Annotated in this window: 11 protein-coding genes; 2 read left to right on the top strand and 9 right to left on the bottom strand. The window is 64.9% G+C overall.

Translation table 11 applies throughout. The features are described from left to right. Window positions 1–393 precede the first annotated feature (393 nt). Window positions 394–1,101: an MgtC/SapB family protein gene (locus LOY54_RS13635; RefSeq protein ID WP_045200921.1), complete on the top strand. Its 708-nt coding sequence runs from the start codon at window positions 394–396 to the stop codon at window positions 1,099–1,101. On the opposite strand, the gene LOY54_RS13640 is transcribed toward LOY54_RS13635, so the two are convergent. After that, window positions 1,098–1,310, bottom strand: coding sequence for a hypothetical protein (locus tag LOY54_RS13640; RefSeq protein ID WP_258606708.1), 213 nt, complete (start codon window positions 1,308–1,310; stop codon window positions 1,098–1,100). The two genes, LOY54_RS13635 and LOY54_RS13640, sit on opposite strands and share 4 nt — an antisense overlap. A 191-nt stretch (window positions 1,311–1,501) precedes the next feature. Here LOY54_RS13640 and LOY54_RS13645 point away from each other — a divergent pair, with 191 nt between their 5' ends. Next, the gene (locus LOY54_RS13645) at window positions 1,502–2,413 is read left to right on the top strand and encodes a LysR substrate-binding domain-containing protein (RefSeq protein WP_045200925.1); all 912 of its coding nucleotides are present in this window, start codon (window positions 1,502–1,504) and stop codon (window positions 2,411–2,413) included. 85 nt (window positions 2,414–2,498) lie between these two features. Here LOY54_RS13645 and LOY54_RS13650 read toward each other — a convergent pair whose 3' ends face one another. The 8 genes from LOY54_RS13650 to LOY54_RS13685 all read right to left on the bottom strand — a co-directional run bounded on the left by LOY54_RS13650 (window position 2,499) and on the right by LOY54_RS13685 (window position 11,566). Further along, window positions 2,499–3,539: an ABC transporter substrate-binding protein gene (locus LOY54_RS13650; RefSeq protein WP_045200927.1), complete on the bottom strand. Its 1,041-nt coding sequence runs from the start codon at window positions 3,537–3,539 to the stop codon at window positions 2,499–2,501. A 54-nt stretch (window positions 3,540–3,593) separates the two neighbouring features. Further along, the gene (locus LOY54_RS13655) at window positions 3,594–4,976 is read right to left on the bottom strand and encodes an aspartate aminotransferase family protein (protein ID WP_093382857.1); all 1,383 of its coding nucleotides are present in this window, start codon (window positions 4,974–4,976) and stop codon (window positions 3,594–3,596) included. Further along, window positions 4,973–6,412 carry an APC family permease gene (locus tag LOY54_RS13660; RefSeq protein WP_258606710.1) on the bottom strand — a complete coding sequence of 480 codons (1,440 nt, stop codon included), beginning with the start codon at window positions 6,410–6,412 and terminating at the stop codon, window positions 4,973–4,975. The genes LOY54_RS13655 and LOY54_RS13660 overlap by 4 nt, the downstream gene beginning before the upstream one ends. Window positions 6,413–6,488: 76 nt before the next feature. After that, window positions 6,489–7,982, bottom strand: a complete 1,494-nt coding sequence (locus tag LOY54_RS13665) for an aldehyde dehydrogenase (protein WP_408980508.1) — start codon at window positions 7,980–7,982, stop codon at window positions 6,489–6,491. A 16-nt stretch (window positions 7,983–7,998) separates the two neighbouring features. After that, a complete protein-coding gene (gene argE / locus LOY54_RS13670; RefSeq protein WP_258606711.1) occupies window positions 7,999–9,162 on the bottom strand; it encodes an acetylornithine deacetylase in 1,164 nt (387 codons plus the stop codon). Continuing rightward, window positions 9,155–9,829, bottom strand: coding sequence for a DUF1028 domain-containing protein (locus tag LOY54_RS13675; protein WP_258606712.1), 675 nt, complete (start codon window positions 9,827–9,829; stop codon window positions 9,155–9,157). The genes argE and LOY54_RS13675 overlap by 8 nt, the downstream gene beginning before the upstream one ends. Window positions 9,830–9,839: 10 nt before the next feature. Continuing rightward, window positions 9,840–10,250: a RidA family protein gene (locus LOY54_RS13680; protein WP_003201555.1), complete on the bottom strand. Its 411-nt coding sequence runs from the start codon at window positions 10,248–10,250 to the stop codon at window positions 9,840–9,842. Then, window positions 10,250–11,566, bottom strand: a complete 1,317-nt coding sequence (locus LOY54_RS13685; protein ID WP_258597760.1) for an NAD(P)/FAD-dependent oxidoreductase — start codon at window positions 11,564–11,566, stop codon at window positions 10,250–10,252. The genes LOY54_RS13680 and LOY54_RS13685 overlap by 1 nt, the downstream gene beginning before the upstream one ends. Window positions 11,567–11,690 lie beyond the last annotated feature (124 nt).

An 11,690-nucleotide genomic window follows, 5' to 3' on the forward strand; every position in this document is an offset into this window, starting at 1 on the left:
ATGACCCACAGCGTTGCATATCTGCAACGATCCGCTGCCAATGCAACAATTGTCATGTTTTTACCCTTGACCCTGCGCTGCCCGAGGGTTAGTTTCTCGCCCGCATTTTTGCATGCCTACACAGGAGTCCTGCATTGGACAGTAGCCCTAGTCGATTGCGACAGGTCCACACGGCGCGCTAGTTCAGCAGGTTCCCCCTGTCACTGGCACGCCGAACATGGCGGTCAGTGGCGATTCGCATCCCTTGTGGATGACAAATCCTCATTCTCCTTCCCGCACACCTTGCACCTTCACCGGTGTTGAAGGCCCGTGGTCCTGCGCATTCTCTTTGTTCACGTACATCGCCCACTGGCGATGACAACGCGGCGTATTGCCGTGGATTCGAGGTTTGCTATGGATTGGAAAGTATTTCTGCTGCGCGTCACCGTCGCGCTGGTACTCGGGGCGCTGATTGGCGCCGAACGTCAACTGCGTCAGCGCCTGACCGGCCTGCGCACCAATGCCCTGGTCAGCACCGGCGCTTGCCTGTTCGTGCTGATGACCCAGGCAGTGCCGGGCATGGCCGCCACCGACGCTTCACGGGTTGCCGCCTATGTGGTCTCGGGCATCGGCTTTCTGGGCGGTGGTGTGATCATGCGCGACGGCCTCAACGTACGCGGGCTGAACACCGCTGCGACGCTCTGGTGCACCGCCGCCATTGGCGTGTTGTGCAGCCTGGGGCTGTTGCTGGAGGCGGCGCTGGGCAGCTGCGTGGTGCTCTGCGCCAATATCCTGCTGCGCGACATCGCCCAGCGTCTGAATCATCAGGACGTGCTGCCGGCCAACGAGGCCGAGCAGCGCTTCGAGGTGCGCATCACCTGCCGCGCCGAGGATGAAATCCAGGTGCGCAGCCTGATGCTGCACAGCTTCGGCAACGGCGGCCTGCGCCTGCAGTCGCTGCACAGTGAAGACCTGGCCAACCCGGCCAAGCTGGAAGTACGCGCCGAGCTGATGGGCAGCCCCGATGCGCCCACCCAGCTGGAACGCCTGGTCAGCCGGGTGAGCCTGGAGAAAGGCGTCAGCTCGGTGCGCTGGCAAGTGCACGAGCTGAGCGCCGATTAGCGGCGTTCGTCCGACAGCGGGGTCGGCTGGTCGGGTTCGGGCAGGCGATCGTCCAGGGGCTGGTCGTCGGGCACCCGCTCGACGTCCTCGGGCAGGTTGCGCCGCTGCGGGTCAGAGACATTCGGGTCGCTGAGCGGATCGTGCTCGCGTTGCGGGTTGTTCAGCGGATCTTTCCACAGGGGTTCATCGTCGGGACGTGGCTGGCTCATGGCAGTTACCTCGCAAGAGCGGCGCAAGAAATGCGCGCCGTACAGGTTCGAGGCTGTGCGCGGGTCCGCAGTGCCACCCAGGCGATCAACGGCAGGCCCGGGTAAATATGCTCAATGGCCAGCAAAATCCGCTGCAGCACCGGGCCGTCCAGGGGGTATCGTGTAGCAAAATAATCAGCCAGAGGTGCACTGTGGCGTCCTATACCTTGCGTCAACTGAAGTATTTCGTCACCACCGTTGAATGCGGCAGCGTCGCCGAGGCGTCGCGCAAGCTGTACATCGCCCAGCCGTCGATTTCCACGGCGGTCAAGGGCCTGGAAGACAGCTTCGGCGTGCAGCTGTTCATCCGCCATCACGCCCAGGGCGTATCGCTGACCCCCGGTGGCGCACGCTTCTACCGCAAGGCCCAGGAACTGCTGCGTATGGCCCGCGAGTTCGAGCAGAACGCCCTGGCCGACAACGACGTGGTCTGTGGCCAGATCGACATCGGCTGCTTCGAGACCGTCGCCCCGCTCTACCTGCCGCGCTTGATCGCAGGCTTTCGCCAGCGTTTTCCGGGGGTGGAGATCCGCCTGCAGGACGGCGAGCAGCAGGAACTGGTGCAAGGCCTGACCGGCGGGCGCTTCGACCTGGCGATCTTCTACGAACATGACCTGGACAGCACCATTGAAACCGAAGCCCTGACCGCGCCCCAGCGCCCCTATGCGCTAGTGCCGGCGGGCCATCGCTTTGCCGGGCAGAAGCAGGTCTCGATCAGGGACCTGGCCCTGGAGCCGATGATCCTCCTCGACGTGCAGCCCAGCCGCACTTACTTCGTGAGTATTTTCGAAGAACTGCAGCTGAGCCCGAACATCGTCTTCAGCTCGCCGTCGATCGAGATGGTCCGCGGCATGGTCGGCCAGGGCTTTGGCTTTGCCCTGCTGGTGACCAAGCCCCATGGCCACAGCACCTATGATGGCCAGGAAGTGGTCTGTGTGGAGATTGCCGAAGATGTCACAGGCTCCGCGCTGGTGGCCGGCTGGCTCAAGCGTGCGCAGCTGACCAAGCCTGCGCAGTTGTTTGTCGATTACTGCAAGGAGCAGTTTGCTGCCTGGCTGGCTTAGGGTTCTACAGCATCGCGGGTCAAGTCGAGTCGTCGCACCGCCGCTCCCACATTATCTGTGGGAGCGGGCTTGACCCGCGATGAATTCAGCGCGCAGCCCAGGCGTTGAAGCGCTGCTCCAGCTCCTCGCCATGGTCCACCCAGAACCCGGCATCTACCGCCCGCGCCCCGGCCAGGTTGGCCTCGGCGGTCGGCAACTGTTGCTGGACATTCGCCGGCAGCAGCTTCAGCGCCTCGCGGTGCACCGGCCCGTAGGGAATCTCCTCGGAAAACACCTTCTGGGTTTGTGGCTGGCTGGCAAAGGCAATGAAGTCCTCGGCCAGGGCCTTGTTCGGCGTGCCCTTGACCACCGCCCAGTATTCCGGGTCGTACAGGCTTTGCGGCCAGACGATACTGAGCTTCATGCCCTCCTTCTGCGCCGAGGCGATCCGGCCGTTGTAGGCCGCGCTCATGACCACATCACCGGCAATCAGCCACTGCGCCGGTTGCGCGCCGGCTTCCCACCACTGGATATTGCCCTTGATCTGGTCCAGCTTGGCAAAGGCGCGGCTCACCCCTTGCGGCGTACCGAGCACTTCATACAGCTGCTCGGGCTTGACCCCGTCGGCGAGCAAGGCGATCTCCAGGGTGTACTTGGCACCCTTGCGCAAGCCGCGCTTGCCGGGGAAGTCGGCAACGTTCCAGAAGTCGGCCCAGGAACTCGGCGCCTTGGCCAGCTTGCCGTTGTCATAGGCCATGACCATCGACCACACGTAAGTGGCCACCCCGCATTCGCTCAGGGTGCCCGGGACGAACTGCGCCGGGTCGCCGAAGCGCGCCGGATCGAGACGCTCGAACAGGCCTTCGTCACAGCCGCGCAACAGCTCCGGGCTCTCGACCTCGACCACGTCCCAGCTGGTATGGCCGACATCGACCATGGCCTTGATTTTCGACAGCTCACCGTTGTACTCGCCGGCAACCACGCGTCCTGCGCCGCTGGCGTTGAAAGGTTGGAAGTAGGCCTTGTCCTGGGCCTGCTTGGTGGCACCGCCAAAGGAGATGACGGTGAGGTTCTGCGGCGCAGCCGACACCGCGCTGCACAGCACAACCAGGGCAAAGGGAACACAGCAACGCAAGGATCTGGACATGAAGCGGTTCCTCTAATAGGCCGGCACGCCCGCGCGCGCCGGCCACTTTTGGGTTTACAGGCGACCGAATTCGCGGGCGGTACGGTCTACAGCGGTACGGGTCTTGTCGACCAGTTCATCGATGTCGGCGTGGCTGGCCACCAGGGCCGGGGCCATGATCATCCGGCCGAGGGTCGAGCGAATGATCAGGCCCTCTTCAAAGCCGAGGGTGCGGCAACGCCAGGCCATGTCGTTTTCGTTGGCAAAGCGCTTGCGGCTGGCCTTGTCTTCGGCGAACTGCAAGGCCGCAACCAGGCCTGCGCCCTGCACCTCGCCAATCAGCGGGTGGTTGCCGAACACTTCGCGCAGGCAACGCTGCAGGTAGGGGCCGGTCTCGTGCTTGACGCGGCTGACGATGCCTTCGTCGCGCAGGGCCTTGAGGTTGGCAATTGCTACCGCTGCCGCCACCGGGTGACCGGAATAGGTCAGGCCGTGGGCGAATACCCCGCCCTGCTCCACCAGCACCTCGGCCATGCGTTTGGACAGAATCAGGCCGCCCATGGGGATGTAGCCGCTGGTCAGGCCCTTGGCGATCGACAGGGTGTCGGGCTCGAAACCAAAATGCTGGTGGGCGAACCACTCGCCGGTGCGGCCAAAGCCGCCGATGACTTCATCGGCGCACAGCAGCACGTCGTACTGCCGGCAGATGCGCTGGATTTCTGGCCAGTAGCTTTCTGGCGGGAAGATCATGCCGCCGGCGCCCTGGAAGGGTTCGGCAACAAACGCGGCGACGTTGTCGGCGCCAAGTTCGAGGATCTTCTCTTCCAGTTGGCGCGCCGCGCGCAGGCCGAATTCGGCCGGGGTCAGGTCGCCCTCGTGGGCAAACCAGTACGGCTCGTCAATGTGCGCAACATCGGGGATCACCCCGCCCATGTCATGCATGAACTTCATCCCGCCCAGCGCTGTGGCGCCCAGGGTCGAGCCGTGGTAGCCGTTCCAGCGGCCGATCATGATCTTCTTCTGCGCCTTGCCGAGGATCTGCCAGTAGCGGCGCACGGTACGGATCAGCACCTCGTTGGCTTCGGAGCCGGAGTTGGTGTAGATCGCGTGGCTGTAGTGCGCCGGCAGCAGGCTGAACAACAGCTCCGAGAGCTCGACCACCGCCGGGTGGGTGGTGTGGAAGAACATGTTGTAGTACGGCAGTTGCTCCAGCTGCTGGCTGGCGGCTGCGGCCAGGTCCTTGCGGCCATAGCCGAGGTTGGTACACCACAGCCCCGACATGCCGTCCAGGTAGCGCTTGCCGTCGTTGTCCCACAATGCCAGGCCTTCGCCACGGACGATCACCCGCGGGCCTTCGGCGTTCAGTGCTTTCTGGTCGAGAAAGGCATGAATGTGGTGCGCGGCATCCGCTGCCTGGTAGTCGCCGGTGCTACGGGCAGGTTTGACGTGAGCGGTCATTGCGAATCTCCTTGCGGGTCTTTATCGGTTTGAGTGCCCAGCACGCTTGCCAGCGGCTCGGGCTTGAACAGTGGCTTGCCCATCACGCCCTTGATCCACAGCACGGCGATGATCGAGACGATCAGCAGCACCAGGCCTGCGTAGGCAAAAATCGAAAAGGTCATGTCCGGGCTGGGCGAGACGTTCCAGATCGCAAACAGCATGCCGGCGATGCCAAACAGCTGCGGCAGCGGGTAGAACGGCGTGCGGAACGGCCGCGCCACGTGAGGGTAGCGCCGGCGCAGGGCAATGACGTTGACGTGGGTGATGATGTAGGCCAGCAGCCAGGCCAGGGCGGCCGACAACAGCAGCTGGTTGATGGCGTCGGCATGGTCGTGCATCAGCAGCAATGGCAGGCCGGTGACCGCGGCAATGAACAGCACCGCCACCCAGGGCGCGCCGGTGCGCTTGCCCTGGCGCTTGAACACGCCGAAGGCCTGGCCGTTGCGGGCCATGCCATAGAGCATGCGCGGGATCGCCGCCAGCGAACTGTTGAGGGTGCTGCAGGTGGCGGTGATCGCGGCGGTAACCAAAAACACTTTGCCGGCCTCCCCGAACACCGTGGTGGCGAACAGGTAATGCGGCAGGCCGTTGCTGGCCAGCTCCGCCTGCGGCACGGTGAGCAAGGCGCCCAGGCCGTACAGGCAGATGATCACGAAGATGATGGTCAGGCCGAGCATCATCGAGCCCGGGATGTTGCGCTCCGGGCGGCGGGTTTCTTCTACCAGCGGGCAGACGAACTCGGCGCCGACAAAGCCCCACACCGCCATCGCGGTCAGGGCGATCACCCCCAGGCCCAACGGGTTCCAGTGGGCGCTGTCGAACAGCGCCGGGTTGGGCGCGACGATGTCGCTGTTCATCGCGCTCAGGCCCATCACCAGCAGCACCACGGTCATCACCACCGCCAGCACGGTTTGCAGGCGGGCGAAGATGTCGATGTTGAACAGGTTGAGCACAGTGAACAGCGCCAGTACACCCAGGGCCACGGTAAGCGGTGGCATCGAGTGTGGGTAGACCTTGTCGATGATGAACTCCATCAGCAACAGCTCGGCCGACAGCGCGAACATCGCCACCACGATATAGCCGGAAAAGGTCGCGAGGATCGCCGGGAACTGGCCGATGGCGACTTCGGTGTAGCTGCTCAGGCTGCCGGCGCGGGGGATCATCAGCGCCAGTTCCGAGAACGAACAGGCGTAACTCAGGGCCAGCAGGTAAGCCAGGCCCAGCGGCACGATAAAGCCCAGGCCGGCGATGCCGACGCCTTGCAGCATCAGCACCATGACGCCCTGGGACACCACCAGGCCGATGGCCACCGCCAGCAGCGCGGTAAGGCCGAGTTTCTTGCGACTTGCAGGCGGCGCCAGGGCGCCGGTTTGCACGCTTGCATTGCTGTTCATCGGGTGCTCCGAATTGTTGTTATTAGGTGTTGCCTGTGCTGGCCTCATCGCGGGTCAAGCCCGCTCCCACAGGCCATCAGCCGCGCAGCTGAATCCAGGTCGTTTTCAACTGCGTGTACTTGTCGAACGAATGCAGCGACAGGTCGCGGCCAAAGCCCGACTGCTTGCCGCCGCCAAAGGGCACGCAAACGTCCAGGGCATCGACGGTATTGACCGACACCGTGCCGGCATTCAGCCGCCGGGCGACGCGGTGGGCGCGGTTGAGGTCGTCGGTCCACAGCGACGCCGCCAGGCCATAGATGTGATCGTTGGCCATGGCCACCGCCTGGTCTTCGTCATCGAACACGCTGACCGCCAGCACCGGGCCGAACACTTCTTCGCGGGCCAGGGTCATGTCGGCGGTGACGCCGGTAAAAATCGTCGGCGCGATGAAGTTGCTCGAACCGTCGAAACTCAGCTGTCGACCACCACACACCAGTTGCGCGCCTTCAGCCTGGGCCTGCTCGATGTAGTGCATGATCCGCTGCGCCTGGCGGCTGTCGACAATGGCCCCGGCGCGGCTTGCCGGGTTCAGCGGGTTGCCCGGCAGCCACTGGCGCGCCTTGACGATCAGCCGCTCGATGAACGCGTCGGCGATCGAGCGCTGTACCAGCAGGCGCGAGTTGGCCGAGCAGACTTCGCCCTGGTTGAAGAAGATGCCGAACGCGGCTTTCTCGGCCGCCAGGTCCAGGTCCTGGCAATCGGCGAACACCAGGTTCGGGCTCTTGCCGCCGCATTCCAGCCACACCTGCTTGAGGTTCGACTGCGCGGCGTATTGCATGAAGTACTTGCCGACTTCGGTGGAGCCGGTAAACACCAGGGCATCGACGTCCATGTGCAGGCCCAGGGCGCGACCGGCCTCCTCGCCCAGCCCCGGCACCACGTTGAGCACGCCCTTGGGCAGGCCCGCTTCAATCGCAAGCTCTGCCAGGCGCAGCGCCGAGAACGGCGACTGCTCGGCGGGCTTGAGCACCACGCTGTTACCGGCGGCCAACGCTGGGGCGAGTTTCCAGGCGGCCATGTCCAGCGGGAAATTCCACGGCACCACCGCCCCGATCACCCCCAGCGGCACGCGGGTGATGGTCGCCAGGGCATTGCTGGCGGTCGGCGCCACCTGGTCGTAGAGCTTGTCGAGGCTTTCGCCGTACCAGGTGAACACCTGGGCCGCGCCCGGCACGTCGATGTTCCAGGCATCCATCACCGGCTTGCCCATGCTCAGCGAGTCGAGCAAGGCCAGTTCGGCGCGGTGCTCGAGCATCAACTGCGCCAGGCGCAACAGCACGGCCTTGCGCTCGCCGGGCGCCATCTTTGCCCAGGGGCCTTGTTCGAAGGCCTGGCGGGCGCTGCGCACGGCCCGGTCAACCTCGGCCTGGCCGCAAGCGGCGACCTGGGCCAGCAATGTGCCGGTGGCCGGGTTGATCACCTCGAATCGTGCGCCGCTTTCGGCCTGACAGGCCTCGCCTTGAATAAATGCGCTGTCGATCAGGCGCTGCTGTTGCGCCAGGCTGGTCCACTGGTTGAAATCGTTCACTGCAGACTCCTTGTTGTTATCCGTTGTTGGAGAGGTATTCGGCCAGGCGATCCATCAGGCGGTCACAGGCCGCCATCTGCTCGACGCTGACAAATTCATCCGGCTTGTGACCCTGCTCCATGCTGCCCGGCCCGCATACCACCGCCGGGATTCCGGCCTCATCGAACAGGCCGCCTTCGGTGCCAAAGGCCACGGTGCTGAAGGCATCGCTGCCACACAGCTGCGCGACCAGTTGCGCTGCGCCGCTCTCAGGTGCGGTGGCCAGGCCCGGGTAGGCCGAGATCGCTTCGAAGCGGATCGCCGTGTCAGCCTTGACCGCCTGCATGGCCGGCAGCAGGGTGTGCTGCGCGTAGGTGTGCAGCTCGTCCACCACCGCCTGCGGTTCGAACGCCGGCAAGGCACGCACTTCAAAGTCGAAGCGGCAATCGGCCGGGACGATGTTCAGCGCCGTACCGCCCTGGATCACCCCGACCTGCACGGTGGAAAACGCCGGGTCAAAGCGTTGATCGTGATGCTGCGGCGCGGCCAGGCGCTGGCCGATCTCGCCCAGGCGAGCGATCAGCCGCGCCGCCTGCTCGATGGCGTTGACGCCATACGGCGCATAGGCCGAATGGCACGGCGCGCCGTGTACATGGCAACGCATGGCCAGCTTGCCCTTGTGGCCAAGCACCGGTTTGAGCTGGGTCGGCTCGCCAATCAGGCACAAGGCCGGTTGCGCGATGCGCTGGGGCAGCACCTCGAGCAGGCTGCGCACGCCCAGGCAGCCGACTTCCTCGTCATACGAGAACGCCAGGTGCACCGGCCGGCGCAGGGGGCTTTCGAGAAACAGCGGCACTGCTGCCAGTACCGAGGCGAGGTAGCCTTTCATGTCGGCGGCGCCACGGCCGTACAGCTTGCCGTCGCGTTCGGTGAGGCTGAACGGCTCGACCGTCCACGCCTGGCCGTCCACCGGCACCACATCGGTATGGCCCGACAGCACCACACCGCCCGCCACTGCCGGGCCAATGCTGGCCAGCAGGTTGGCCTTGGTCCGCTGCGTGTTGTAGATCAGCTCGCAGCTCACGCCCAGGCCGTGCAGGTAGTCGCGGACGAACTCGATCAGGGCCAGGTTCGAATCGCGGCTGACCGTGGCAAAGCCAATCAGCCTCGCCAGCAATGCACGGCTGCGCAGCTCACTCATCGCCCGGCACTCCGTAGCTCGGCGCCAGGGTCGGGTTGAGGGCGCGGGTCAGGTAGTCCTGCAACTGCGGTTCATAGGCGTTCCAGAGTTTGCCCAGTTCGCCGATGGGGTTGTCGTCGGCCCAGTCGACGCGCAGGTCAACGATCGGCCAGACCAGCTCGCCGACCACCGACAGCGCCGCCGAATGCACCGCCCCGGCTTCGCCGCCGGCGTCCTGGCCGGCCTGCAGAGCGGTCAGCAAACGCGCGGCCAGGCAGCCTTCGCTGCGCTCGAAGGCCTCGACCATGCGCTCGATCACCGCGCTGTTGGCCAGCAGGTTGCCGGCGGCCACGCATTGTTCGCCGGCCACGGCATGGTTGATGCCCAGCGCATGATTGCCGCTGAACACCGCGGTGCGGCCCTGGGCATCAACCACCGCCACCTGGCGATACTGGCTATAGCCGTTGCGGGTCAAGGCGCGGTCCAGGGCCTGGTGCGGCGCCAGGCCTTCGTCCAGGCCATCGAGGATCTGCGGGCCGAGGGCCGGCAAGGTGATGTTCTGGCTCGACACCGCACCGACGCCTGTGCGCAGCCACGGGCAGCGAGCACCAACGGCGATGCTTGACGAGCTGATGGCAATGCCCAGCTGGCCGGTTTCGGCGCAGCGGCCAACGATGGAGAAGGTCATGGCACGCTCCTTATTCGGGGATGACCGCGATCACGTCGATTTCCATCAGCCACTGCGGCTGACCGAGGGCGCTGACCACCAGGCCGGTGGAGATCGGGAACACGCCCTTGAGCCATTTACCGACTTCCTGATACACCGGCTCGCGATAGCGCGGGTCGATCAGGTAGGTGGTGGTCTTGACGATATGGCTGAGGTCGCTGCCGGCCTCCTCCAGCAGTTGCTTGACGTTGCGCATGGCCTGCTCGGCTTGCGCCCGCGGGTCACCCAGGCCGACCAGCTGGCCATTGAAGTCGGTACCCACCTGGCCGCGCACATACACGGTGTTGCCGGCACGCACGGCCTGGCACAGGTCGTTGTCCAGGGTCTGGTTGGGGTAGGTGTCTTTGGTGTTGAACATGCGAATACGGGTATGAGTAGGCATCAACGGGCTCCCATGAGGCTGGCTGGTTGGCTGGACGCTTGCTGTTCGGCCTGGCGCTGAGAAGCGTCGCGGTAATTGAGGTAGGTGCGCTGTTTGGCGATGTGATCGGCGATGTGCTTGGCGTCGTGCCACACCCCCCAGATAAACGCCGAGCCGCGCCGCGACAGCCAAGGCAGGCCGACGAAGTACACCCCCGGCTCGCTGGACACGCCGCGCTGGTGCCGGGGCTTGCCGTTGTCCTTGAAGGCGTCGACCTGCAGCCAGCTGTAGTCCACCGAATAGCCGGTGGCCCAGATGATGGTGCCGACCCCGGCCTTGGCCAGGTCGAGTTCGAGGATGGGCTGGGTCAGGCACTGCGGATCAGGCAGAATTTCCCGCGCTTGCGGCTCTTGCGGCAGGTCCAGGCCATTGCGGGCAATGTAGGCGTCAGCGGCATCGAGCAGCGCCAGGTAGTTCTCGTCGCCGCGGGCGATGTTCTCGGCCAGGTTGGCTTCAAAGCTGACCACGCCGTTATCAAAGCCCTTGGTCAGGCCGACCAGGGTCATGCCTTGTTGGGCCAGGCGGCGAAAATCCACGGTGTGGCCGCCACGGGCACCGCTGACGGCGATGGTCACGTGCTCCTTGCCCGGCTGCATGGTCTCGGCATCCCACTCGCCGAGCACCCCCAGCCACCAGCAGAAGTCACGGTTGCGGTAGGCCCGCGGCGGCCGGTCGTGGGCGCCGACCGAGAGGTACACCTGCTTGCCGGCACGCTGCAGTTCATCGGCGATCTGCACCCCCGATGAGCCGGCGCCAACCACCAGCACCGCGCCTTCAGGCAACTGCTGCGGGTTGCGGTAGGCGGCCGAGTGCATCTGCAATACGTTCGACTGCTTCGGCGCAATCGGCGGGATCACCGGGCGCTGGAACGGGCCGGTGGCAACCACCACCTGCTGGGCCTCGATCACGCCATCGCTGGTGTGCACGGTGAACCCCGGACGATCGCTGTTGCGCAGTACCTGGGTAACTTCGACGCCAGTGCGGATCGGTGCGTTGAATTTGCGCGCGTAGGCTTCGAAGTAATCGGCCACCTGGTCTTTACCAGCGAAGGCGTCCGGGTCGAGGCCGTCGAACTCCAGGCCCGGGAAGCGGTCGTGCCAGGCCGGCCCATTGGCCACCAGCGAATCCCAGCGACCGGTGCGCCAGGCTTCGGCGATACGGTTGCGCTCCAGCACCAGGTGCGGCACGCCCAGGCGGCTCAGGTGTTCACTCATGGCCACGCCGGCTTGCCCGGCGCCCACTACGAGCGTATCGATCTTGGTTTTATTGGTTGTCATGTCTGCGCCCTACTGAGTTGTCCCACGCGGGTGGCCGTGGGAGGGTGTAGGTCGCATTCTGGGAGAGCGCGAAGAAAGGCGAAATTATGATTTTTGTGGTTGTTGGAGAGTAAAAAACTAAGGG

This window comes from Pseudomonas sp. B21-032 (assembly GCF_024748965.1).
GTDB lineage: Bacteria > Pseudomonadota > Gammaproteobacteria > Pseudomonadales > Pseudomonadaceae > Aquipseudomonas.

What these genes read in the sequence shown, in the direction of transcription:
- LOY54_RS13635 (WP_045200921.1), top strand. Translation starts at nt 394, where the DNA reads ATGGATTGGAAAGTATTTCTGCTGCGCGTCACCGTCGCGCTGGTACTC.
- LOY54_RS13640 (WP_258606708.1), bottom strand. Translation starts at nt 1,310, where the DNA reads ATGAGCCAGCCACGTCCCGACGATGAACCCCTGTGGAAAGATCCGCTG.
- LOY54_RS13650 (WP_045200927.1), bottom strand. Translation starts at nt 3,539, where the DNA reads ATGTCCAGATCCTTGCGTTGCTGTGTTCCCTTTGCCCTGGTTGTGCTG.
- LOY54_RS13655 (WP_093382857.1), bottom strand. Translation starts at nt 4,976, where the DNA reads ATGACCGCTCACGTCAAACCTGCCCGTAGCACCGGCGACTACCAGGCA.
- LOY54_RS13660 (WP_258606710.1), bottom strand. Translation starts at nt 6,412, where the DNA reads ATGAACAGCAATGCAAGCGTGCAAACCGGCGCCCTGGCGCCGCCTGCA.
- argE (WP_258606711.1), bottom strand. Translation starts at nt 9,162, where the DNA reads ATGAGTGAGCTGCGCAGCCGTGCATTGCTGGCGAGGCTGATTGGCTTT.
- LOY54_RS13675 (WP_258606712.1), bottom strand. Translation starts at nt 9,829, where the DNA reads ATGACCTTCTCCATCGTTGGCCGCTGCGCCGAAACCGGCCAGCTGGGC.
- LOY54_RS13680 (WP_003201555.1), bottom strand. Translation starts at nt 10,250, where the DNA reads ATGCCTACTCATACCCGTATTCGCATGTTCAACACCAAAGACACCTAC.
- LOY54_RS13685 (WP_258597760.1), bottom strand. Translation starts at nt 11,566, where the DNA reads ATGACAACCAATAAAACCAAGATCGATACGCTCGTAGTGGGCGCCGGG.